General features: G+C 47.9%; 21 protein-coding genes. 13 read left to right on the top strand and 8 right to left on the bottom strand.

Going from position 1 to position 23,182, the window contains the following annotated elements; genetic code table 11:
- Window positions 1–141: 141 nt before the first annotated feature.
- Complete coding sequence (locus tag CWM47_RS22710; RefSeq protein WP_100990471.1) at window positions 142–1,134, bottom strand: fasciclin domain-containing protein; 993 nt, start codon at window positions 1,132–1,134, stop codon at window positions 142–144.
- Window positions 1,135–1,303: 169 nt separating this feature from the next.
- Between CWM47_RS22710 and CWM47_RS22705 the strand changes: the two genes are divergently transcribed.
- The gene (locus tag CWM47_RS22705) at window positions 1,304–1,783 is read left to right on the top strand and encodes a hypothetical protein (RefSeq protein WP_100990470.1); all 480 of its coding nucleotides are present in this window, start codon (window positions 1,304–1,306) and stop codon (window positions 1,781–1,783) included.
- Here CWM47_RS22705 and CWM47_RS22700 read toward each other — a convergent pair.
- Window positions 1,775–2,641 (bottom strand): sterol desaturase family protein, encoded by an 867-nt coding sequence (locus CWM47_RS22700; RefSeq protein ID WP_100990469.1) that lies wholly within the window; start codon window positions 2,639–2,641, stop codon window positions 1,775–1,777. The genes CWM47_RS22705 and CWM47_RS22700 overlap by 9 nt on opposite strands.
- 224 nt (window positions 2,642–2,865) lie before the next feature.
- On the opposite strand from CWM47_RS22700, the gene CWM47_RS22695 reads away from it, so the two are divergent.
- Window positions 2,866–3,381 (top strand): acyl-CoA thioesterase, encoded by a 516-nt coding sequence (locus tag CWM47_RS22695; RefSeq protein ID WP_100990468.1) that lies wholly within the window; start codon window positions 2,866–2,868, stop codon window positions 3,379–3,381.
- A 116-nt stretch (window positions 3,382–3,497) separates the two neighbouring features.
- Here CWM47_RS22695 and CWM47_RS22690 read toward each other — a convergent pair whose 3' ends face one another.
- Window positions 3,498–4,799: a serine hydrolase domain-containing protein gene (locus tag CWM47_RS22690; RefSeq protein ID WP_100990467.1), complete on the bottom strand. Its 1,302-nt coding sequence runs from the start codon at window positions 4,797–4,799 to the stop codon at window positions 3,498–3,500.
- Between the two features lie 36 nt (window positions 4,800–4,835).
- Window positions 4,836–5,351, bottom strand: a complete 516-nt coding sequence (locus CWM47_RS22685; RefSeq protein ID WP_100990466.1) for a hypothetical protein — start codon at window positions 5,349–5,351, stop codon at window positions 4,836–4,838.
- 220 nt (window positions 5,352–5,571) lie between these two features.
- On the opposite strand from CWM47_RS22685, the gene CWM47_RS22680 reads away from it, so the two are divergent.
- Complete coding sequence (locus CWM47_RS22680) at window positions 5,572–7,212, top strand: TldD/PmbA family protein (RefSeq protein WP_100990465.1); 1,641 nt, start codon at window positions 5,572–5,574, stop codon at window positions 7,210–7,212.
- Window positions 7,213–7,217: 5 nt separating this feature from the next.
- Window positions 7,218–8,558 (top strand): TldD/PmbA family protein, encoded by a 1,341-nt coding sequence (locus tag CWM47_RS22675; RefSeq protein WP_100990464.1) that lies wholly within the window; start codon window positions 7,218–7,220, stop codon window positions 8,556–8,558.
- 46 nt (window positions 8,559–8,604) lie between these two features.
- On the opposite strand, the gene CWM47_RS22670 is transcribed toward CWM47_RS22675, so the two are convergent.
- Window positions 8,605–8,934, bottom strand: a complete 330-nt coding sequence (locus tag CWM47_RS22670; RefSeq protein ID WP_240625400.1) for an endonuclease domain-containing protein — start codon at window positions 8,932–8,934, stop codon at window positions 8,605–8,607.
- 177 nt (window positions 8,935–9,111) lie between these two features.
- Here CWM47_RS22670 and CWM47_RS22665 point away from each other — a divergent pair, with 177 nt between their 5' ends.
- Window positions 9,112–10,404: an NAD(P)/FAD-dependent oxidoreductase gene (locus CWM47_RS22665; protein ID WP_100990462.1), complete on the top strand. Its 1,293-nt coding sequence runs from the start codon at window positions 9,112–9,114 to the stop codon at window positions 10,402–10,404.
- A 91-nt stretch (window positions 10,405–10,495) separates the two neighbouring features.
- Window positions 10,496–10,933, top strand: a complete 438-nt coding sequence (locus CWM47_RS22660; RefSeq protein ID WP_100994000.1) for a hypothetical protein — start codon at window positions 10,496–10,498, stop codon at window positions 10,931–10,933.
- 79 nt (window positions 10,934–11,012) lie between these two features.
- Here CWM47_RS22660 and CWM47_RS22655 read toward each other — a convergent pair whose 3' ends face one another.
- On the bottom strand, window positions 11,013–11,528 hold the full coding sequence (locus tag CWM47_RS22655) for a pyridoxamine 5'-phosphate oxidase family protein (protein ID WP_100990461.1): 516 nt from the start codon (window positions 11,526–11,528) through the stop codon (window positions 11,013–11,015).
- 149 nt (window positions 11,529–11,677) lie between these two features.
- Between CWM47_RS22655 and CWM47_RS22650 the strand changes: the two genes are divergently transcribed.
- From CWM47_RS22650 to CWM47_RS22620, 7 genes are all read left to right on the top strand, one after another.
- On the top strand, window positions 11,678–12,421 hold the full coding sequence (locus CWM47_RS22650) for a PD-(D/E)XK nuclease family protein (protein WP_100990460.1): 744 nt from the start codon (window positions 11,678–11,680) through the stop codon (window positions 12,419–12,421).
- A 21-nt stretch (window positions 12,422–12,442) separates the two neighbouring features.
- A complete protein-coding gene (locus tag CWM47_RS22645; protein ID WP_100990459.1) occupies window positions 12,443–12,718 on the top strand; it encodes a hypothetical protein in 276 nt (91 codons plus the stop codon).
- Window positions 12,715–13,014, top strand: coding sequence for a DUF6922 domain-containing protein (locus CWM47_RS22640; RefSeq protein WP_100990458.1), 300 nt, complete (start codon window positions 12,715–12,717; stop codon window positions 13,012–13,014). The genes CWM47_RS22645 and CWM47_RS22640 overlap by 4 nt, the downstream gene beginning before the upstream one ends.
- Entirely contained in the window at window positions 12,969–13,583 is a 615-nt protein-coding gene (locus tag CWM47_RS22635; protein ID WP_240625398.1) for a nucleotidyl transferase AbiEii/AbiGii toxin family protein, read from the top strand. Before CWM47_RS22640 ends, CWM47_RS22635 begins: the two co-directional genes overlap by 46 nt.
- A gap of 177 nt (window positions 13,584–13,760) precedes the next feature.
- Window positions 13,761–17,396, top strand: coding sequence for a DNA polymerase III subunit alpha (gene dnaE / locus CWM47_RS22630; protein ID WP_100990457.1), 3,636 nt, complete (start codon window positions 13,761–13,763; stop codon window positions 17,394–17,396).
- 4 nt (window positions 17,397–17,400) lie between these two features.
- The gene (locus tag CWM47_RS22625) at window positions 17,401–17,682 is read left to right on the top strand and encodes a DUF4258 domain-containing protein (RefSeq protein ID WP_100990456.1); all 282 of its coding nucleotides are present in this window, start codon (window positions 17,401–17,403) and stop codon (window positions 17,680–17,682) included.
- Entirely contained in the window at window positions 17,679–17,906 is a 228-nt protein-coding gene (locus tag CWM47_RS22620; RefSeq protein WP_100990455.1) for a type II toxin-antitoxin system MqsA family antitoxin, read from the top strand. Before CWM47_RS22625 ends, CWM47_RS22620 begins: the two co-directional genes overlap by 4 nt.
- Window positions 17,907–18,046: 140 nt before the next feature.
- Here CWM47_RS22620 and CWM47_RS22615 read toward each other — a convergent pair whose 3' ends face one another.
- Both CWM47_RS22615 and CWM47_RS22610 read right to left on the bottom strand, forming a co-directional pair.
- The gene (locus tag CWM47_RS22615) at window positions 18,047–19,804 is read right to left on the bottom strand and encodes a RagB/SusD family nutrient uptake outer membrane protein (protein ID WP_100990454.1); all 1,758 of its coding nucleotides are present in this window, start codon (window positions 19,802–19,804) and stop codon (window positions 18,047–18,049) included.
- 85 nt (window positions 19,805–19,889) lie between these two features.
- A complete protein-coding gene (locus CWM47_RS22610) occupies window positions 19,890–23,180 on the bottom strand; it encodes a SusC/RagA family TonB-linked outer membrane protein (protein ID WP_100990453.1) in 3,291 nt (1,096 codons plus the stop codon).
- Window positions 23,181–23,182: the final 2 nt, after the last annotated feature.

Below are 23,182 nucleotides of genomic sequence, written 5' to 3'. Positions count from 1 at the left end.
AATAATCAATCTAACAACTTGGGTAGCCATGCAGATTTATTAAACACAGAGGCACCGAGAACACAGAGATCAAGTCATTGATAAACTCTGTGTTCTCGGTGCCTCTGTGTTTAATAAATCTCTTTAATTCTGCTTAATTTTTTACTGAGGCAATAACAGGCGGTCGATGATATGTACAACGCCATTCGTTGCCGAAACATCAGGTCCGGTAATATTCGATGCCGTTCCTTTATTTCCTGTGCCTGTAACGGTCAGCGCAGTCGTGCTGATCCCCGCTGTAATTGTTCCTCCCTGAAGCGTTGATAAGCTTGAACCGTTTGTAATAGTTGGCGTATATGTTCGGCCATTAAGCACATGATATGTTAGAATGCTGGTCAGGGTAGCCACAGGCGTATTGGCGATTGCCGCCGAATCAATACCTACAGCTTTGAAAGCCGCATCCGTCGGTGCAAATACGGTAAGCGGGCCGGGTGCCGTTAGTGCAGCTCCAACGCCTGCTTTCGTCACAGCCGCCTGAAGCAGCTTAAACGAGGCCGTTGGTAACAGTAATGGAATACCCTGAATGGTTTGAACAATATTACCGAAAACAGGGGGCAACAACACCCGGTCAATGGCATGAATAACACCATTACTTGCCTGTCCATCGGCTTGTAAAATATGCGCGCCATTGACGGAAATAGTCGTTGACGTGCCGGTTCCCGACGCTACTTTCGATACATATACGGGCATACCCGCCAGTGTCTGCTGGGCTGTATTTATAGCCGTGGGTACATCCGCAGCCGCCACTCGGGTTCCGAGTACATGGTACTGGAGCACTGTTTTCAGTAAATCGACAGGAGCTGCCTTGATGGCGGCCTCATCGACATAACCAAAGGCCTTGAAGGCATCATCCGTTGGAGCAAACACTGTGTAGGTACCGGGCTGGGCCAGCGTACCATCTAATCCTGCCCGGACGAGCGCTGCTTTAAGCAACGTAAACTTGCTTCCTGTGTTGACAAGATCGCCAATTGTTGAGAGTGTTGGGGTTGTATTATCCGCTTTTTTACAGGCAGTAAATGCGAACGTTAGTGAAATGAGTAAAGCCACAACTAAGCTCCACTTACGCGCTGAAAAAGCGTTTTGAGTCGTTAACATGAGTGAATGGGAATTGGTAAAGGATGGTTTGGGTTATCTGTCCTGAAAAAAAACAACAATCTATCCATATTGTTCGGTGCTAGTTAGGGAACAACTCTATTCAAAGGCGATCTATCAGGCAAAACTATTCTTCAGACCGGTAGTTATTTTCTCAAAACTCCCCATTACAATGCACAACTACCTAATTTTCGGTCTGTTATCCCTCACATTCGCTTGCCAAAGTCGGCCGTCGGAACAATCCACAACGGAAACATCCAGCACAAATCCGTCGCAAACAGATACCTCGACTGCACCCGACACACTCTGTTTCCGCCAGATCCTGAGCCGCGATACCACAACGTTGCAACTGATCACCAACGGCAATCAGGTTTCAGGTTATTTAGATAGCAACCCGTATGAAAAAGATCGGGCGCGGGGGCCGTTTCAGGGAATTCTGAATAAGGGGCAAATTCATGCCGATTGGCAGCGTTCGGGCGAAGGCACCACACAACCTTATGCGCTGGATTTCACACTGAAAGGCGACAGCGGCATTTCTTGGCTTGAGGGTGAACGCATTGAAAAAGACGGCAAATGGATTCTGAAAGACCCTCAGTCTGGATACCGCTACATGTTACCGAAAGTCGATTGTTCTACAACTCCACTACGCTAGTTCCTTAGTTTCCGGAGTCTTCTCCCCTACCGGCGGACGGTATTTCTGGAATGGCATTTTCAACAAACTGCCGATCTGCGAATGCTCGTTCGGCTCGGTGTGCGTATCAATTCCATAGTGAATGTTTTTGCCCGCCATTTCGTGATAGGTTCCGAAAAGCCGGTCCCAACAGGGAAAAATATTGCCATAGTTGGTGTTCGTAACGGGCAGCACATAATGGTGGTGTACATGGTGCATGTTAGGCGTTACGATGACCAAACCTAACAGTCGGTCGGCCCAGCGGGGCAGTTCGATATTGGCGTGATTGAACTGCGAAAGCAACACAGAGAGTGCCTGATACAGAAATACCAACCACATGGGTGCTCCCATTACCAGAACAGCAAGCGTTGTAAAAACAAACCGGATGACACTTTCGCCGGGGTGGTGGCGATTAGCAGTGGTGGTATCGACATACGCATCGGTATGGTGGATCAGGTGAAACCGCCACATGAATGTAACCTTGTGTTGAGTCCAGTGAGCCAGCCAGGCCCCAATCAAATCCAGCCCCAGCAACCCAACAATTGTTTCGGCCCAAAGCGGCATATCGACCCAAGATAACAGGCCAACGTGCTGACGCACGACCCAGTCGCTGGTGCGGAACAGAATAAAGGCCAGTATGAAGTTGACGACGATGGTCGTTAGTGTAAAGAATATATTGATCCCTGCGTGATGGAGCTTACTGTAGCCGGGGGTGGCCTGCGAAAACCGAAACAGGGGTATTGCACTTTCGATAAGCCAGAACAGCGTAATGCCGCCGACCAAAATCAGACTCCGGTGCGATGACGGGATATGCTCGAAATAGTCTACTAACCGCTCCATAAACTCTGTCTTATTTTTTAACTCAATTATACAAATTTACAACGAAATAGTAACGCCCATTTATCTGTTCAAGCCTTCACAGGCTGCCAATCTTATCACTTCGTTTGTGCGTTTCCCTTTTTGGTCGTTGGTTTGTGCGCCATATACAACAAGAGCTTGCTGAAATTGATGTTCAACAAGCGACTTTTAACAAGCGACTCCTTTATTAACGGTCAATAAACAAAATGCCTCAACCCAAACATGCCCACGAATCCATGACGGTTATGACTGAAATGGTACTTCCCAACGATACCAATACGCTTGGTAATCTGATGGGTGGGCGACTGCTTCATTTTATGGATATCGCGGCTGCCATTGCCGCTCAAAAACACTCGAACCGTCTGGTAGTCACGGCTTCAGTAGACAGTGTTTCATTTGCCGAACCCATTCGTCTGGGCAATATCGTGACTATGAAAGCGCAGGTAACCAGAGCTTTCAGTTCGTCAATGGAAATTTTTATTGAGGTTTGGGCCGAAGACATTCCGGCGGGCCATCGGGTGAGTACCAACAGTGCCTATTACACATTTGTAGCTGTCGACCAGAGCGGGCGGCCCATTGAAGTACCCGCCGTAATCCCCGAAACCGACGACGAAAAAGAACGCTACGCCAGCGCACTCCGTCGGCGGCAACTTCGATTAGTTCTTGCCGGACGCATGAATGCCCAGGAGGCAACGGAATTGAGGGAGTTTTTGAAAGTCTGACCGGGATTATATCGAGATTTAAAGGATTAAACAAGATTGCCGCAAGAGAAGCCAACATTCTGCTCTTGCGGCAATCTTGTTTAATCCCTTAAATCTTGTGAAAATCCCGGTTCAGGTTATTTCATCTGCATAATAGCCTGATACACCAGCACCTTGAATTTATCGGTCAGGTCGCCATAGCTATTGGGCACCTTCTGGGTATAAATCTGGGCAACTATGCCTTCTTTCGGGTCGACCCAATAGGTTGTTCCGAAGAAGCCGCCCCAATCGAATGTACCTTCTGAAACGGGCAATCGGGCCGCACTTTTCTCCGATGTGATGGAGAAGCCCAGGCCAAACTTGTTCAGGCCCTGATTCAACTCCCCGATCTGATTCGTCGTAATCAGCCGGACGGTTGTTGGACTCAGGAAACGCTTGCCGCCGTACTCACCACCATTGAGCATCATTTGCAGAAAAATAGCGTAATCATACATCGTCGACGACAAACCCGCCCCACCCGAAAAATAAGTACCCGCCTGTTTGGGATAATCTGGCGAGAGGCCATTTAAGGACGGTAACGGTTTAACTGCCTTTGTGGAATCTTCGGTATAGACCATTGTCAGGCGGCTCTGCTTACCGGCTGGGAGATAGAAAAAAGTGTCATTCATGCCCAGCGGGTCGAATAACCTGGTCCGCAAATATTGGTCGAGCGACTGCCCCGACAGCACTTCAATCAGGTAACCTACCACATCGACGCTCAGGCCATAGGTCCATTTTTCGCCGGGCTGATGCAGAAGCGGTAACGCACCCAGCCGAGTCATCGCATCCGAAAGTGTACCACTGGGCGTGCCGATACCACTGGGAATTCTATATTTGGCATACATCGCCACAGCCTCTTTCGCGCCAATTCCGGGATAACTAATTCCCGATGTGTGCGTCAGCAACTGCCGGATAGTGATCTCACGCTTGGCCGGAACAGTCGTAAATGATGAATCCTTTTCGTTAAATTTTTCCAGCACTTTCGGATTTTTGAAAGCCGGAATGTATTTCGAGATCGGATCATCGAGCAGGAATTTCCCTTCTTCAAACAACATCATCAGGCCAATACTGGCGATTGCCTTTGTTTGCGAAGCAATACGAAAAATAGCGTCGCGCTTGAGAGGTGTTTTAGTTACCACATTATCCATCCCATACGCTTTATGATAAACAATCTGGCCATTACGCACGACCATAACACCAACACCCGCCTGACGACCCTTCGCGATATAATCGTTGATCACGGCATCCATCCGTTGAAGTCGGGCGGTACTCATACCAACCGTTTCGGCAGCAGCCTCTTTCAAGACGGGACCTGATACAGGCTTTTGGGCAACAGATATCTGTGCCCCGGCAAAAACAAAAAAACCGGCCAGCAGGCCGGTTAATACACGTATTTTCATAAACACCGGAAGTTTTAGGAACTGGTGCTAAGATAGCTATTTTAGCGTACTGGTCGTTTCATCCGTCCGGGAATACTGGGCGCCATTGCGCAGCGCTCTTGCTGTCGATGAATACACTATTTGTTTGGTGCTTGTATCAAATACACCAGTGGCGGTGTAATCGGAATCCACTTTACCACTGGGCAAGTCGATTTGATCGGTTGACTTATCAATGACGGTGAAGGTTGAGCCATCTAATTCGGCGGTCACTTTCACGGTATATCCACCCGTAAACCCACCATTAAACACAACCGTATTTTCAATATATATTTCTTTGGGGTTTGAGGCTTTGGTAACGGTTGTGGTTGATACCCCGGGAATAGGTCCCTGAAAAATATCGGCACTCACATAAAACGTCCGCCGTGATGTACCGACATACGTTCCTGCATACTGATCGCGGGGGTCAACGTCATCGGCTCCACCCGATTTCTTACAGGCAGTAGTGAGCGAACCAATGACAAATAAAACAAGAACTATAGTACGTAAAGACCGAACGGCATTATGTGGAACCATGATTGGGGATATATAGTGAATTATGCGTAGACGTTTTCTATCAAACGCCGTGCCGGGTTTGTCAAGTATGAAAACCCATAAAAAGCGTACATTTATATAGAAGCGTGACCAGCTGTAAAAAAAAGGCTCTTAGTCGGGTAGCTCGGCTCAACGAAGCGAACAACTGGAACTCATACAGACGCTTATTCAATAACTACATACCTAAACGCAGGAAATACTTTTGGATCGTAGAGATTTTATGTACGCAACGGGTAAGGGCGTCAGCGCACTTACGTTAGCCCAAATTCCGGTTTTCGGTAGGCCCGTATCTGCCGAAGCCCTGCTGGAACCAGGACTGGATGTGTCTGTAAAAAAACGGCTGGCCGACGCTGCTCTCAATGCCGCCAAAGCAAAAGGAGCCTCTTATGCCGACGTGCGTATTGGCCGGTACCTCAATCAATTTGTAATAACCCGTGAAGATAAAGTCGAGGGCATTTCCAACGTCGAGTCGTATGGCGTAGGCGTTCGTGTTATTGCGAATGGGTGCTGGGGCTTTGCTGCAATAGGCGATGCAAAGACCGAAGCCGAACTGGCCAAAGCCGCCGAAAAAGCTGTAGCTATGGCTAAAGCGAATGCCATGCTATCGCAGGAACCGGTTCAACTGGCACCTCAAAAGGGCTTTGGGGAAACAAGCTGGAAAACGCCGATTCAGAAAAACGCTTTCAATGTACCCATCAAAGAGAAAGTTGACTTGCTGATGGCCGTCAACGGAGCAGCCATGAAGAACGGAGCCAACTTTGTAAACTCGCAGTTATTTCTTGTCAACGAGCAGAAGTACTTCGCATCGACAGATGGCTCGTATATCGATCAGTATATACACCGGCTCTGGCCGGGTTTTACAGTAACCGTTATTGACCCCAGGAGCGGCAAGTTTGAAACAAGAGACGCCTTGAGTGCACCGGTTGGCATGGGCTACGAATACCTGCAAGTTAATCCAGCCGACAAAATACCGGGCATTACGACTCGCTATAACCGAGGCTACGATATGCTGGAAGATGTCGTAGCGGCCGCAAAACAGGCCAAACAAAAGCTTACCGCCAAATCCGTTGAAGCGGGTAAATACGATCTGGTTCTCGACCCATCGCACACCTGGCTTACCATTCACGAGTCGGTTGGGCACCCGCTGGAACTGGACCGGGTGTTGGGCTACGAAGCCAACTTCGCCGGAACAAGTTTCGCCACGCTCGACAAATGGAAATCCAAAAGCTTTAATTACGGAAGTAAACAGGTCAACCTCTTCGCCGATAAAACACAGGTCGGCTCATTGGGGGCTGTTGGTTACGACGATGAAGGCGTTCAAACCAAACGCTGGGATCTGGTTAAAGATGGCACTCTGGTCAACTATCAGACCATCCGTGATCAGGTTCACATTTTAGGCGAGAACGAATCGCAAGGCTGCTGTTATGCCGACAATTGGGGTTCGGTTCAGTTTCAGCGTATGGCCAATGTTTCACTGGCTGCCGGGAAAGAAAGGTTATCGGTCGATGAACTGATTAAAGACGTCAAGAAGGGTATTTATATTATTGGCGATGGCTCCTACTCCATTGACCAGCAACGCTATAACTTCCAGTTTGGCGGGCAGCTGTTCTACGAAATCAAGGACGGGCAAATCATCGGCATGCTGAAAGATGTAGCCTACCAGTCGAATACACAGGAATTCTGGAACTCCTGCGTGAAAGTCTGCGACGAGCGTGATTACCGACTAGGCGGGTCGTTTTTCGACGGAAAAGGGCAGCCAATTCAGATCAATGCCGTATCGCACGGCAGCGCAACAGCCCGCTTCAACGGGGTAAATGTGATCAATACAGGTCGTAAAATTTAATAGCCATGTCTGTTATTCTACCCGAAGCCGACGCCAAAGCGCTCTTACAAAAGGCATTAACCTACTCGAAAGCCGACGAATGCGAAGTGCATTTAGAGGGCGAAGAATGGAGTAATATTCGATACGCCCTCAATAAAGTCTCCACATGCGGTTCCAAAGTCTATAAAACACTGTCGGTTCAATCAGCTTATGGCAAAAAAGTAGGCGTTGCGACCATCGACGAACTGGACGATGCGTCGCTGGAAAAAGTCGTTCGTCGGTCGGAAGAAATCGCCCGGCTGGCTCCCGAAAATCCGGAATACATGGGCGTACTGGGACCACAAAAATACGTACCAGCAAGTGGCTTCTTCGATGCTACGGCAACCCTTTCGGCAGAAGCTCGTGCCAAAGCAGTCGGCCAGAGTATACAAATTGCCCGTTCGGAGAAACAGACCGTGGCTGGTTATTTGGAAGACAGGGTCAGCTATTCGGCCATGATGAACACCAAAGGTTTATTCGCGTATTATCCCAGCACAAAGGTCAATTTCAGCGCAACGATCCGTACCGAAAACGGAACAGGTTCGGGCTTTTCAGCTCAGGGCGTGAGTGATTTCCCCAAATTAAATACCGCATCGGCTACACAGATTGCGCTCCAAAAAGCACTTGGTTCGGTCGGTGCACGGGCCATAGAGCCGGGCAAGTACACCGTTATTCTCGAACCATTGGCGGCTGCTGTTTTGCTCGAACACCTCTTTCGTAGTCTGGATGCCCGTAGCGCCGATGAAGGCCGCTCCTTCCTGAGCAAACCCGGCGGCAAAACGAAACTCGGCGAGCAACTCATGGACGAGCGGGTAACGATCTACTCTGACCCCACCAATCCAGAACTACCCGCATCGCCCTGGGCTGCCGACGGACGAGCGCAGGAGAAAATAAACTGGATTGAGAAAGGCGTTGTCAAAAACCTGTCATATTCTCGCTACTGGGCGCAAAAGAAAGGCGTAAAAGCTGTTCCTGCCCCAACGAATGTGATGATGGTAGGCGGAACAGCTTCGCTCGACGAACTCATCAAAAGCACTCAGCGCGGCATTCTGGTTACCAAGTTCTGGTACATCCGCTCGGTCGACCCACAGTCGCTACTGGTTACGGGACTAACCCGCGATGGGACATTTTACATTGAGAACGGTAAAATAAAGCACCCAGTCAAGAATTTCCGGTTCAACGAAAGCCCGGTTATCATGCTCAACAATCTGGAAACGCTCGGGAAAGTAGAACGGGTTGTGAGCACAGAAGGCTCCTTCACGAACTACCTGATTCCAGCCATGAAGATTCGGGAATTTACGTTTACGAGTTTGTCGGATGCGGTGTGATTAGTACCCTCACCCCAACCCCTCTCCCAAAACGGGAGAGGGGCTTTTACTGTAGATTCTCTTGAATCTTTTGAAGGACGTTATCCAGCCTGTTCAGTACATCGTTATTTGTAAAACGCATTACCGTTAAGCCTAGGTCACAAAGAACCACTTCGCGCTCTGCGTCACTGATACGAGCTTCTCTAGTGTTGTGAACGGCACCATCAATTTCGATAACAAGCTTAAAGTCGAAGCAGTAAAAATCAACTATGAAATGCCCAAAACTGTGTTGACGACGGAATTTTACATTTATCAATCGTCGTCCGCGTAGTTCTGCCCACAGTACTTCTTCCGCTTTTGTCTGTTTCTGTCGAAGTTCCCGACGAAGTTCTTTCATAGAGGGTGTACTCGAAGCCCGTTTCATAGATATACTTTTTACAACAGTAGACGAAACTACAGGCCACAGGTTACGAAGTCACCGACAAAAAGTCCCTCTCCCGTTTTGGGAGAGGGGTTGGGGTGAGGGCCGCTGCCGTGAGGCTACTCTAATTCTTCCAACCAACTTATCAAGACCATGCCAACTGAATCTCAAAACGACCGAGACACAACCCATATAAACAGGCGCCAACTACTAAAATCCAGCCTTCAGGCTACAGCCCTAACTGCTTTTGGTACGACCTTATTTAAACCCGCGCAATCGTCCGCTGCGTTCATCAAAGCACCCGTCAAAAAAGGGAAGATCATTGTTGTTGGAGCTGGTGCGTTTGGTGGCTGGACAGCCTTGCATCTGCTGCGCCAAGGCTACAAAGTAACACTCATCGATCAGTTCGGGGCTGGTAATAGTCAGGCCAGTTCGGGTGGCGAAACCCGGCTAATTCGTGCCTATTACAGCGACCCGATTTACGTTGACATGGCCATGCGGGCCGTAACCTTATGGAAAGAGAACGAACCCCGTATGGGGCAGAAACTACTTCATCAGAACGGCCTGTTGCTTTTCAATTACCCATCCAGCAAGGCAGAATCCGAATCAGCCATTGCCATTTATAAAAAAGCGGGCTTACCCCTCGAAAACGTTAGTCTGACTGATGCAGTAAAACGGTGGCCCCAAATCGGGACGGAAGGTCTGGATCATGTCTTATACGATCCCAACGCCGGGTATCTGGATGCCCGAAAAGGCTGTCAGGCTGTTTGTGATTTATTCGTTAAAGAAGGCGGCACCTTTCTGCAAACCCAGGTAAAACAGGAAGCAATCAAAGGGGGCAGAGTAACATCGATAACTCTTTCGGATGGGAGTTTGCTGGAAGCCGATCAGTTTGTATTTGCCTGTGGTCCGTGGCTAGTGCGCTTGTTTCCGGAGCTAACGAAAAAGCTTAAAGTGACACGGGCGCTATGTTTCTTCTTTGCGTCGCCATCAGGTCAAGCCGATCTTATGGAGAATAAATTGCCAACCTGGATGGACCGGGACATAGATGGCCCGTTTCGCTCGTTCGGCATACCGGGCAGCGATTTTCGGGGATTCAAAGTTGGCCTGACACCCCCTGACAACAATGTAACAGATCGATTCGACACTTATCACCGCATGGCTAAACAGGAAGAATTGGACATGGTGCTGGGCGTCATCAAAAAGCGATTCCCCAAAATGGTTGGTCAGCCGTTAATTGAACAACGGGTTTGCCAGTATACAAGCACGCCCGACTCAGATTTTATACTGGACACGCACCCTGAAGCCAGTAATCTGTGGTTAATGGGTGGTGATTCCGGGCACGGCTACAAACAGGGAGCTTCATTTGGAGAGATTGCCGCCAGGACCATTGCTGGTGATCAGGGAAAGATCAAGCAGTTTGCACTAACCCGACTTCTTGGATAAGTATAAATTTTACTAAAAAAAACGCGCTATACTGAACACATAAATACGTCTTCATTAGTTGTATAAAGGATAAATCATTCTGAACATGACTATGAAAAACCTGGCCTTACTCTTAAGTCAGTTTATTGGTTCCCTCGTATTCATCGGCTGTCAAACACAGAGTGACCCACAGCAAACCGACTGTCAGCCACCAACGACACTCATTGCCAAAGCCCCCTGCGACAGTGGTTATCCAGGGGTTCAATTAATAGTATCTAATTATCGGGTAGGCTCCGTATTGCAGTTTGATTACAATATTTTTCTTCAGAAAGATACCCTGTCAAATGACGTCACGACTAGTTCCTACCGAAATGCCTCAGGTGAACAGATAATTATTGGGGAGTCTATCCTTAAAGATGCGCCAAAATTTGTCGTTCAGGTATCCGTTAATTGCGGGACTGGTAAGGATTACCAGTCCAGGTATTTTTCGTTTGTGAAACGGCCTGTTCCCGATTCAACCTGCTACGTATGGGCAGAGCAAACTTTGTAAACATTCTGTCATTCAGTAATGAACTCATAGTTCTGGCGCGGATGAACACCCGCGCCAGAACTATGCTTTCGTCATTTTATTACTGTGGCTCATCGCCAAATTTTTCGTTGCGACCCGTTTTGTCCGTTTCGCCGGTAAGTGCCCCTTTCGCCATTTCGAACAGCTTCACCATTTTCCCGCCCGGCCGATCCCAGTATTCGCCCGCGTGGGTTGTTACTTTCAACAGGGCAAGATTTGGATCATCTTTGCCATTGGGAAACCATGTTTTCAGAACATCGCTCCACAACTCATCAATTTTTGCTTTGTCTTTCACCACTTCGGCATGGCCCGACGTAGAGACATACACTTCTGAACCGGGGTCTGAAAATCCCAGCGCGATGCGTTCGTTCTGGCGAATTTCGTTCACCTTGTTCGAGTTGTCGTAGGTAAAAAACCACATCGTACCGTCGGGCTCTATTTCGTGAGTAGCCATTGGCCGCGTGTGAAAGTCGCCATCGGCTTCCTGCGTCGTCAGCATGGCAATACGTATGTCCTTGATTTTGTCTTTAAGCTTATCCAGTTCAACCGGATTCAATGTGCGCTGTTGCGTTTGCATGAGATTCTGGGTTTTGTTGTAAAATCAGAATCATATGTTAAAGTATAGAGTTTGTAGATTTTTATAAATTTTTGATAAGTTGAGGGAATGGTCTGGAGTAGAAGGCTCATAACGACTGCTTAAAAATTCAGCATAACCAGAACGACCACATGGAAACCGAAAAACCACACCAACCGAATTTATTTCATTACGCAACCAGCGAGTTATCACAAGATGCCTTTATCTGTTGGCTGGCCGCTTGGGCTGATCCAACACTAGCTGATGCTGAGTTACATCAAATATCTCGTAAATTTCTACTGTCACTCGTTCATAAGCATAAGCCTGATTACGCCATGGAAAGTGTTCAAACTGTAAAAGTGCGCCGACAAGTGGAAAAACTTGACGTATTAATTGAGATCAATGCAAAAGAAGCTAATCAACTAGCTATTTTAATTGAAGACAAAACTCACACAGATCATCACTCAGGCCAACTTGATCGGTACTACAGTAATATATTGAAGGAGTATACAGAAGACCAAATTGTACCAATCTATTTTAAAACCGGCTATCAGTCAAAGTTTGACGTAGGTCGATACAAAACCTATTTGCGTAAAGATTTCCTGCAATTTTTGCGGGGAGAATCTACAGCAAATAATATTTATCGAGATTTCCTAGACCACTTGGAAGGAATGGAATATGTGGTCAACCAATATGAGAAAACAAACTTATTTGATGAATCGGGTAAGTCTTTATGGAGCGACAACGACTGGCGAGGTTTCTTCTTAAGGATATATGATAACCGAGATCAACTCTATACTATTACCCAAGATGACGGGGCAAATTGGAGTTACATTGCCAACCCAGCAGGCGGATTTTTCGGCTTCTGGTGGTATTTCATAGAATTACCTGATTAGGCATATAAACCGTATCTTCAGTTGGAAAATCAGGAACTGTGCTTCAAAATCGAAGTAATAGATGAACTCAAACGTCAAGAGTACCGTCTTGATGCTTACAATAAACTAGCAAAAGCAAGTGAACAATTAGGCTTGGAAATAAAGCGGCCAGCTAGAATGGGTAATGGACGATACATGACAGTCTCACGCTGGAAAGGTAACTATCGAGAAGTGAAGGAAGGAAAACTTGACTTTGACGCAACACTAGAAAACCTAAAAAAAGCGCAGCACATTTTAGATACAGCATTTCTACAATGACAGCGCCCAAACCACACCTCTCCCCCACAGCCTTCTGGGACATAAACATGGCAGCGATAGATTACGAAACCAACGCCCGCTTCGTGATTGAGAAAGTAATGAACTATGGTTTGTGGGCCGATATACTGGAAGTAGTTCGGTATTATGGCCGCGAACGTGTGAAAGCGGAGGTTGTTCAGGCAGCTTACCTCAAAAAGAAAACGCTCTCATTCTGCTGCGCTATCTTTGATCTCACTCCCAATCAGTTTCGATGCTACACCCGTCAACAGTCGAACCCGCTACCCTGGAATTATTGAAACGGCTTATGCAACAGCCAATTCTTAAGTCATTCGCCCTGGCAGGTGGTACAAGCCTTGCTTTACAGTTTGGGCATCGCTTATCGGTCGATCTGGATTTATTCACGAATCAATCATTTTCCGAGCAAGAGCTATTTGACGAACTGCTCCTTAATTTTCCAACGACAATCAAAACAGACGAAGCAAGAAATACCCTCAGTTTATTTATTGAAGGGGTTAAAGTCGATTTGTTAGCCCATCGTTACCCGTTAATTAGTCCTTTTATTGAAGAGGCCGGCATCCGATTCTGGTCAATTGAAGACGTTATCGCGATGAAGCTTGGAGCGGTTAGCGGACGAGGGGCAAAGAAAGATTTTTGGGACATTACTGAGTTACTTAACCATTTTTCGCTCCAGCAAATGCTCCAGTTCTTTACAACTAAATACGCCAATAGTGACCCCGGTTACGTGGTTCGTTCCTTAACCTATTTTGAGGACGCAGATAGTCAACTTGACCCAATAACGCTCAATGATATAGGGTGGCCTGAGGTAAAACAACGCATTTTACAGGCCGTTAAAGAATTAGTCTAGATGTTCTACCAAGCTTTTCACATTCAGACGCTTATCAAAATCTTTTAAAAAATCCAGATACATCGTTATCCGTTCCCGGCTTGTTTAGTTTAAATTTACAGACGAACGAAATCCTGATAAATCAGAAATCAGGAAAATCTTTGTAATCCCGGCCGCGTCGGCGGTCCGATCAGACATATGCAATTCTCTCACCTCCACTGCCATACCCAATACTCGCTGCTCGACGGTCAGGCCGATATTAAGAAGCTGATCAAGAAGGCGAAAGCTGATAATATGCCCGCCGTTGCCATTACCGATCACGGTAATATGTTCGGCGTGTTCGAATTTGTGGCCGAAGCCAGTAAGCAGGGCATCAAACCCATTGTCGGCTGCGAGTTCTATGTGGTGGAAGATCATACGATCAAACAGTTCACAAAAGAGAAAAAAGACGTTCGATACCACCAGCTTTTGTTAGCCAAAAACGCGCAGGGCTATAAAAATCTGGCAAAACTGTGTTCATTGGGCTACATGGAGGGGCTTTATGGTAAATATCCCCGCGTTACCAAAGAGCTGATTGATAAGTATAAAGAAGGGCTGATTGCCTCTACTTGCTGCATTGGTGCCTCCGTTCCAAAAACCATTCTGAAAAAAGGCGAAGCTGCGGGCGAAATTGAATTCAAATGGTGGCTCGACCGCTTCGGCGAAGATTATTACGTTGAACTTCAACGCCATGAAATTCCCGATCAGATTAAAGCCAATGAAATTCTGATCAAGTTCGCCCGGAAATACAACGTTAAGATCATCGCGTCCAACGATTCGCACTATGTCGATCAGGACGACTGGGTAGCGCATGATATTCTGCTGTGCGTGAACACCAACGAAAAGCAAAGCACGCCGTCGATGAAGGATTTCAGCGACGATGATGTGATGCCGAAGAACACCCGCTTTGCCTTCTTCAGCGACCAGTTCTATTTTAAGAACACGCAGGAGATGACGACGCTGTTCAAAGACCTGCCCGAAGCCATCGACAATACCAACGAGATCGTTGGCAAGGTCGAAACGCTGAAGTTGAAGCGCGATATTATGCTTCCCAACTTCCCTATCCCGCAGGAGTTCCAGCAGCATACCGACGACGTACTGAACCAGTGGGAATACCTGCGCCACCTGACCTACACGGGTGCTAAAGAACGCTACGTTGACATCCTGCCCCACATTCAGGAACGCCTTGATTTTGAACTGTTCACGATCAAGACAATGGGATTCGCCGGGTACTTCCTTATTGTAGCCGACTTCATTAAGGCCGGGCGCGATCTGGGTGTTATGATTGGGCCGGGCCGTGGGTCGGCAGCGGGTAGCGCGGTGGCATATTGCACGGGTATCACAAATATTGACCCCATTAAATACGACTTGCTGTTCGAGCGGTTCCTGAACCCCGACCGGAAGTCGATGCCCGATATTGATACGGACTTCGACGATGAAGGCCGGCAGAAAGTGATTGATTACGTTGTTCAGAAGTATGGCAAGTCGCAGGTAGCGCAGATTGTAACCTACGGCACAATGGCGTCGAAATCGTCGATCAAAGACGTGGCTCGGGTGATGGATTTGCCGTTGCAGGATGCCAACGCCGTGGTGAAACTTGTGCCCGACAAGCCGACATACAACATGACGCTCAAGCGCATTTTCGAGGACCCACTCGATGGGCCGGGCGGTTTGGCAAGCGTTATCCAGCCCGAAGAACTGGATAACGTGAAGCGGATGCGGGCACTCGAATCGGGCGATAAGAGCGCGGCAGCGGCCATGCGGATCGTTGACTACGAAAAGGTATCTGCCGTACTCAAACAAGCCCGAAAACTCGAAGGCACGGTACGCAATACCGGCCTTCATGCAGCCGGTATTATCATCGCCCCCAGCGATTTGTCGGACATTGTTCCGGTGTCGACCTCAAAAGATACAAACCTGATTATTACCCAATATGAGGGGAAAGTTATTGAGGATGCGGGTGTAATCAAGATGGACTTTCTGGGTCTGCGAAACCTGACCATCATTAAGGAATGTCTGCGACTGATCCGGCAAAATCACGGCGGCTTTTTGATCAACGGTGTCGAAACCGACATTGATGATATTCCCCTTGACGACGAGGAAACCTACAAGCTCTTCCAGCGGGGCGAAACAAATGCCGTTTTCCAGTTTGAATCCGACGGTATGAAAAAGCACATGAAAGACCTGAAGCCTGACCGCTTTGGTGACCTCATTGCCATGAACGCCCTCTACCGTCCGGGTCCAATTGCTTACATTCCGAACTACATCAACCGCAAACACGGCCGCGAAGAAGTCAAGTACGACATGCCAGAAATGGAAGAGTATCTGGCTGACACCTATGGCATTACGGTTTATCAGGAGCAGTTGATGCTGCTCTCGCAGAAGCTTGGCAATTTCACCAAAGGCGACGCCGACGTACTGCGAAAGGCGATGGGAAAGAAAGACAAAGCCACGCTGGATAAAATGAAGGGTAAGTTTATGGATGGCTGTGCATCTAACAACCTGCCCCTGAAAGTATGCGAAAAAGTCTGGACCGATTGGGAAGCCTTCGCTTCCTACGCCTTTAACAAATCGCACTCAACCTGTTACGCATTCGTTGCCTATCAAACGGCTTTTCTAAAAGCTCACTACCGGCCTGAGTATATGGCGGCCGTATTAACGAGCTGTCTGGGTACGATTGACAAGATTACGTTCTTCATGGAAGAATGTAAGAATATTAACATTCCCGTTCTGGGGCCCGATGTAAACGAGTCGGAACGCTTCTTTGGTGTTAACAAAAAGGGCGAAATTCGCTTCGGCCTGGGGGGTATTAAAGGTGCAGGTGATGCCGCCGTAGAAGCCATCATTGAGGAGCGCAAGGCGGGCGGACCGTTTAAAGATATATTTGATTTTGCAGTTCGGGTCAACCTCCGCACGGTGAACAAGAAAACCTGGGAATCGCTGGCTTACGCCGGTGCGTTCGATAGTATCGACGAGTATCACCGGGCGCAGTATTTCGATATGTCGGACACCGATACCTCGCCATTTCTTGACAAAATTATCCGCTACGGCAGTAACTACCACGCCGAGAAAGCAGCCGCCCAACAGTCGCTGTTTGGCGCCATGATGAATGGGGAGCCGATGCTTGCGCGGCCCAAGGCCCCTATGGTAACAGAATGGAACCAGATCGAAAAATTGAAATTCGAGAAGGACGTCGTTGGCTTTTACATCACGGGACACCCGCTCGATGAGTTCAAACTCGAAATGGACGGATTCTGCAACTGTACACTGGCCAACATTTTCGAGACGAAACAACCCGAAATCAAGGTTGGCTGCATCGTATCGGCCGTGCAAATGCGGGTCACTAAAAGCGGTAACCCGTTCTGTATTTTCAAAGTCGAGGACTATAATTCATCCCTCGAAATGGCCCTTTTCGGCGATGATTATGTGAGGCTGGTGCAATACATTGAGGTGGGTCGTTTCCTGCACATTACGGGCAAAACTCAGAACAAATGGGGTTCCGAGCAATTAGAGTTCAAGCCCACCAGCATCCGGTTACTGAACGATATGCGGGAGAAATTCTGCAAAGAGCTGCGCGTATCGCTGACTTTAGATGCGTTGAATGCTCAACTTGTAGCCAGAATTAACGAGTTAGTGAATGCCCACCCCGGCAGTTGTACACTATCGCTCAATGTGATTGATCACAGCGAGCGAATCGAAGTTAGTTTGCAGGCAAGAACGTTGAAAGTCTCCCCCGCCAACTCATTCCTGAAGGCACTAGAAGCGATTGACGGTGTGACTTGTAAGGTGGCGTAGCGTAATGAATTGCAAAAAAGTAACATACAGACTTCATGCAGTTGAACAGATGTTTAAGCGTAACATTACACAACCTGAAGTAGATGCGGTTATTAATAAAGGTGAAACTATTACAGAGTATCCCAATGATAAACCTTATCCGAGCGTTCTACGTTTAGGTTTCGTACACAGCCGTCCTATTCACATTGTTGTAGCACAAGATGAAACAGGAGAGTGCTTTATCGTAACTGCTTACGAACCAAGCGTTTTTATTTGGGAAGCTGATTTTAAAACCAAAAAGCGATGACCTGTTTAACCTGCAAAGTTGGCACGCCTGAGGCTGGCTTGACAACCGTTACTTTAGAACGGGATGGAGCGATTATCGTTTTTAAGGACGTTCCAGCCCGTATTTGTTCTAATTGTGGAGAAAAGTATTTTGACGCTGAAATTACTAATCGCCTGCTTACCCAGGCACAGGATGCTGTGGAAAAAGGTGCAGAATTGGAAGTTGTTCGTTTACAGGCAGCCTAATCAATTCTCTCTTGCTTCTGAAGGCACTGGAAGCGATTGACGGTGTGACCTGTAAGGTGGCGTAGCGTAATGACCCATACATAAAAAGTCCCCGATCTGCTCAGGAGATCGGGGACTTTTTATGATACGTAACCTGTAAATTAATAACCTGGATTCTGAGTCAGGATTTTCTTACCGCTGGCGTCTGTAGCCTGGTAATCAATCTGCGTTTGTGGAATCGGCAGGTATTCATCCCGACCTGCGGTGAATTTAGCACCGGCATAGGCTACGGGTAGTTTTTTGCTTTCGTAGGCGATAAACGCATTCAGCACCGGAGCGGCTACACCCCAACGAACAAGGTCAAAGAACCGGTGGCCTTCGCCCGATAGTTCCAGTTTACGCTCAAACTGAATCGCTGTCCGGGCAGTTGCCTGATCAGCAAAAGCCGTGTAAGGGGCAATTTTGTAGTTAGCTGCATTAGCACCGGCAGCTGTTTTCACCCAGAAAGCAGAATTTGCAGAGCGATTACGCACCAGGTTAACATAGTTCAGCGATGTGGCTAAGCTACCTACTTCAACTTCACATTCGGCAGCCATCAGCAGTACATCGGCATAACGAATAAAGTTGTAGTTAATAGCCGAGTATCCATCCGTCCAGGAACTACCATCGGTCAGCGTTTTATCCTGCGATTTGTAAAAAACGAACTTTTTAGGTGAATAAGGACCCGCAAATGTCTGGTCACGAATCCAGTCCTGACCTGGGTGAACCGACCAATCCAAATAAGGAAGACCCCGACGACCAACTGACCAATCCAATCGTGGATCAACCGGGCCTGCATCAGGTGTGAAAGCTGCACTGGAGGCTAGGCCCATATCGGTCACTAACTCATTAGCCGACGAATTATACGAGCCATCCAGTAAAGGCAACCCATTGGCATTTACCCGAAACGAGTTGGCCATTTCGAAGGTAGGCGGGAAAAATCCGCAGCAACCTGCCGGACCTGCTGAACCCGTATTATAAGGGAAGTTCAGGTTCAGGTTTGGGTTAGCATTATCTGCGCTACCCGTGTTGGCAGCAGCCTGATCGGCAAAAATAGATTCCGAATTGGTTTCCTTGGCCGCATTAAAAATATCGGTGTAATTGGCAACCAGTGCATATTTAACCCCTGACGCCGTTGTTCCGCTGGCAATAATCTGGTCAAACAACGCTTTAGCCAGTGCATACTTTTTTTCATACAAGTATGTCTTGGCTAAATAAGATGCTGCCGCCCAGCTATTCGCCCGGCCGGAAGCCGATTGCGTAGCAGGAAGATTCGTTTGCGCAAATTGGAAATCAGCCTCAATTTTAGCCCAGATATCTTCTGTGTTAGGAACTTTATCAACGCCCGTACCGTAGTCGACAGTTTCGTCAACATAAGGAACCATGTTAAACTGGCGTTTTAGCATGAAATAATAATGCCCCCGCAGAAAACGAGCTTCGCCCGAGATGCGCTTCTTGTCGGCATCCGTAACATCCGATGCCGCACTGGGTATTAGTCGAAGCACCATATTGGCCCGGCTAATGCCTTCATACAATGCCCGCCATTTAAAGTTAACCTCGGCATTCGTCGCGTTCAATGACACATAGGTTTGAAAAGGTGTCAGGGCATTAAAGTCACCGGAGTTAGAGCCTTTGTTAGCATCCCCCCCCGACATATCGCCCCGTACCCAATCCAAAGAAGCCGCCGACTGGTCGTAGCCCCGGCCATTTAATTGAGAGTAAGCTGAAATCAACAGCCCATCCAGCGCGGCTCGTGATGTTAATTGGTCACTCGCCAACTGACCCGTAGCCGGTACTTGCAGAAATTTGTCGTTGCAGGCGAACGTAACCAGCGCGAGCATACTGGCCATGAGCGTACCCTTTATAATCGATGTTTTCATAGTGCTAATTTTCCTCAGAAAATAGATGATTTAGAGTCGTTGAAGCAGGCTATTCAACCATTGGCTGAATAGCCTGTCAATTAATTTAGAAACCGAAACTTAAGCCAACGTTGTAGGCACGGGTGATAGGATAATTACCCACATCGATACCAAAGTTGGTATCTGCCGAGCCACCAACGGCGGGATCGAGACCTTGGTATTTGGTGATCGTGAATAAGTTGGTTGCTGTTAACGAGAGCCGCAGTCTGTTTAAGTTAACCTTGGTCAGCAGGTTAGATGGCAGTGTGTAACCTAAAGTCAGGTACTGCATCCGGCCATATGAGCCATTTTCAACATAGTATGAGTTTGGCTGTGTGTTGGTACTGAAATTCGACGCACTTTCGAAAATAGGAATCTTTGTATCCGTGTGCGTTGGCAACCAGGAATCTTTCACCCGTGCGGAAACAGCGGCTCCTGTAAAAGAAGGATAGAAGTCGGTAAACCAGCGTTGGTTATTAAAGATTTTGTTGCCAAACGTAGCATACAGGTTGGTTGCCAGATCAAATCCTTTGTAGCGAAGAGTCAGTGTAATACTACCCGTCACTTTCGGAATTGGGCTACCCAGGAACTGCCGGTCGTTGTCATCGATCTTGCCATCGCCGTTAAGGTCCTGATACCGGAAACGGCCTGGAGCTGCTCCATCCTGCGTAGGGGCCGCGTCCACTTCTGCTTTGCTATTGAAAAGACCGATTACTTTGTACCCGTAGAAAGATGAGAGGGCCTGATTTGGCGCGTTACGAACTACGTTACCACTCAAACGCGTACCACCCGACTGGGTATAAGGAACACCCGGAGCCAGCGATGTAATTTTATTACTTAAGTAACTGGCAATACCCGTCACTTCGTACGTCAATCCACCGGCAACTGTTCCGCGATTGGTCAGCAACAGGTCAATTCCCTTGTTGCTCATAGCCGCAACGTTGGAGAAAGGTGCGCTGGCCCGGTCACCTACAACACCAGGCAGGCTCAACTGGAACAGGAGGTCTTTGGTGTTCTTCTGCCAGAAATCAACTACAACTTCTAATTTGTTGTTGAAGAAAGCGCCATCAATACCGATGTTCGAGGTGATACTGCTTTCCCATTTAGCAGCCGCGTTACCAATCTGGCTGCGGTAGAATCCCGATGCAACTGTACCATTTGAAGCACCGATGTCGTAACCATTACCCGCATTAGAGGCAAACAGGTTATACTGGTTAGTAGCGCTCAGGAAGTTCGAGTTACCCATGATACCATATCCACCACGAATCTTTAAATCCGATATCCACGGCAGATTTTTCATGAACTCCTCCGAAGAAATCCGCCATGCACCCGATATAGCCGGGAATACCCCGTAGCGATTGCTGGGAGCAAACTGCGATGAACCGTCCCGACGAACAACACCTGTTACGATATACTTATCGTTGAACGTGTACCGAGCCTGTGCAAACAGTGAGAAGAAGTTGTTGCCCAATCCATAAAAACTATCTACTTGGCGAGTAGCGCCAGGCGTAGTCGTACTGATTGTCACATAGTTAGGATCGGTGGTAAATGGGTTTTGACCCGACCCGCTAATGCTGCGTCCAGAACCGGTGTTTAGGGCTTCAATACCGCCTAACACCGAGATGTCATGAATGCCGAACTTATGTTTGTAAGCGGCTGTGTTAGTGAACGTCCATGATAAGCCGTAACCCGATCCTTCACCGTACGTATAGGTCGTGTTATTTTCCGAGTTTTCGTACTGCACCCGTCCATAGCTATTGTAGTAATTACTGAAATAGGTTCCACCAATGCTGCTTCTGAGGGTCAAGTCCGGAATCACATCATATTCGAGATAGGCATTGCCAAACCCATATATGTTGAAGTTACCGTTGTTCTGTGCGGCATCCCGGTTGGCGACAGGGTTACTTGGGTTGTTAAAACCCTTGGCTGCTGTGCCAGCGTACCCACCGAATGAGTTATAAATCGGAATGATTGGCGATTGACGGAAAGCAAGCAAAACGTCATTCTCATCCGACGACGAGCTGGAGTTGTTATTGGTATTATTACCTAGCTGACTCCCTACACTTCCCAGCACTCCTGTGTTGGATATGTAGGCTATCTGAAAGTTTTCGCCAAAACGTAATTTCTTGGTGATGTCGAACTCCGTATTAGCACGCAGAGAATAGCGGGAGAAGTTGTTATACTTCACAATACCCGCTTGATTCTGCACCCCTAAACTGATGTAGAAGCTACTGGATTCCGTACCACCCTGAAAGCCCAGCGTGTGGCGGGTCAATGGAGCAACCCTTGTAATAGCCCCATACCAGTCGGTTCCTGCTTTATTGGATGGAATTACATTATAAATAGCTCCGTTGAGAGGATTTACGTTGTAATTTTTAGCTTCTGCTGTCAAATCAACCTGCGATGCAGATAGTCCGGTTCTCGTACCTACTAACAAATAGTCTGGCAATACCGGTGTTGGACCTGATCCATACTGTCCATTAGCAATACCGGTAAAGCTATCCGGGCCAACCGTACCACCAGCCTGATAGATATCATTTTTACGAGCCTGCCAGGTCCAGTCGGCCTGTTCTTGAGGATTAAGATTCTTTGGCCCATTTCCGGGGTCAGTTACTCCATACAATCCATCATAACTGATGCTTAGTTTTTGAGACCGCCGTTTGCCTTTTTTAGTGGTAATAACAATAACGCCCGAGGCTGCCCGCGCTCCATAGATAGAGGCCGATGCTGCATCTTTCAGTACCGTTGTACTTTCAATATCATCAGGCGAAATGTACTGGATGTTCTGGGTAGGCACACCATCCACTACATATAGTGGCTGGTTACCTCCAAATGAGCCAAAGCCCCGAACACGAATCTGGCTGGAAGTTCCAGGCTGTCCGTTCGTGATAACCGTAACTCCGGCCACACGTCCCTGTAATTGCTGCTCAACGTTGGTTGACGGAACAACTTTCAATTGGGCAGGCTTCACTGTCGAAACAGCCCCGGTCACATCCCGTCGATTCTCTGTCGTGTAACCCGTTACAACGACCTCGCTCAAGGCGGTTGCGTCGTCCTCTATTCGTATGTCAATGTTGGTTTGATTACCGACGGCCACTTCCTGGGTTTTGAAACCGATGGCCGAAATCACAAGTGTAGGGCTGCTGCCCCGTACGCTAATCTTAAAGCTACCATTGGCATCTGTGGAGGTTCCGGTTTGTGTACCCTTAAGTACAATGTTTGCACCTGGAACGGGGCCATCGGCACCAACAACTTTGCCCGTTACCTGATGGTCTTGGGCGGAAGCCTTTAAACTTCCCAGCAGGAGGACTGCACCCAAAAAAGCGGTTTGCAGAAACCTGTAGAACGTTGATTTCATAA

The organism is Spirosoma pollinicola (assembly GCF_002831565.1).
Lineage (GTDB): Bacteria > Bacteroidota > Bacteroidia > Cytophagales > Spirosomataceae > Spirosoma > Spirosoma pollinicola.
This window is presented reverse-complemented; position numbering and strand designations above follow the sequence as displayed.

What these genes read in the sequence shown, in the direction of transcription:
- CWM47_RS22710 (WP_100990471.1), bottom strand. Translation starts at nt 1,134, where the DNA reads ATGTTAACGACTCAAAACGCTTTTTCAGCGCGTAAGTGGAGCTTAGTT.
- CWM47_RS22705 (WP_100990470.1), top strand. Translation starts at nt 1,304, where the DNA reads ATGCACAACTACCTAATTTTCGGTCTGTTATCCCTCACATTCGCTTGC.
- CWM47_RS22700 (WP_100990469.1), bottom strand. Translation starts at nt 2,641, where the DNA reads ATGGAGCGGTTAGTAGACTATTTCGAGCATATCCCGTCATCGCACCGG.
- CWM47_RS22695 (WP_100990468.1), top strand. Translation starts at nt 2,866, where the DNA reads ATGCCTCAACCCAAACATGCCCACGAATCCATGACGGTTATGACTGAA.
- CWM47_RS22690 (WP_100990467.1), bottom strand. Translation starts at nt 4,799, where the DNA reads ATGAAAATACGTGTATTAACCGGCCTGCTGGCCGGTTTTTTTGTTTTT.
- CWM47_RS22685 (WP_100990466.1), bottom strand. Translation starts at nt 5,351, where the DNA reads ATGGTTCCACATAATGCCGTTCGGTCTTTACGTACTATAGTTCTTGTT.
- CWM47_RS22675 (WP_100990464.1), top strand. Translation starts at nt 7,218, where the DNA reads ATGTCTGTTATTCTACCCGAAGCCGACGCCAAAGCGCTCTTACAAAAG.
- CWM47_RS22670 (WP_240625400.1), bottom strand. Translation starts at nt 8,934, where the DNA reads ATGAAAGAACTTCGTCGGGAACTTCGACAGAAACAGACAAAAGCGGAA.
- CWM47_RS22665 (WP_100990462.1), top strand. Translation starts at nt 9,112, where the DNA reads ATGCCAACTGAATCTCAAAACGACCGAGACACAACCCATATAAACAGG.
- CWM47_RS22660 (WP_100994000.1), top strand. Translation starts at nt 10,496, where the DNA reads ATGAAAAACCTGGCCTTACTCTTAAGTCAGTTTATTGGTTCCCTCGTA.
- CWM47_RS22655 (WP_100990461.1), bottom strand. Translation starts at nt 11,528, where the DNA reads ATGCAAACGCAACAGCGCACATTGAATCCGGTTGAACTGGATAAGCTT.
- CWM47_RS22650 (WP_100990460.1), top strand. Translation starts at nt 11,678, where the DNA reads ATGGAAACCGAAAAACCACACCAACCGAATTTATTTCATTACGCAACC.
- CWM47_RS22640 (WP_100990458.1), top strand. Translation starts at nt 12,715, where the DNA reads ATGACAGCGCCCAAACCACACCTCTCCCCCACAGCCTTCTGGGACATA.
- CWM47_RS22635 (WP_240625398.1), top strand. Translation starts at nt 12,969, where the DNA reads ATGCTACACCCGTCAACAGTCGAACCCGCTACCCTGGAATTATTGAAA.
- dnaE (WP_100990457.1), top strand. Translation starts at nt 13,761, where the DNA reads ATGCAATTCTCTCACCTCCACTGCCATACCCAATACTCGCTGCTCGAC.
- CWM47_RS22625 (WP_100990456.1), top strand. Translation starts at nt 17,401, where the DNA reads ATGAATTGCAAAAAAGTAACATACAGACTTCATGCAGTTGAACAGATG.
- CWM47_RS22620 (WP_100990455.1), top strand. Translation starts at nt 17,679, where the DNA reads ATGACCTGTTTAACCTGCAAAGTTGGCACGCCTGAGGCTGGCTTGACA.
- CWM47_RS22615 (WP_100990454.1), bottom strand. Translation starts at nt 19,804, where the DNA reads ATGAAAACATCGATTATAAAGGGTACGCTCATGGCCAGTATGCTCGCG.
- CWM47_RS22610 (WP_100990453.1), bottom strand. Translation starts at nt 23,180, where the DNA reads ATGAAATCAACGTTCTACAGGTTTCTGCAAACCGCTTTTTTGGGTGCA.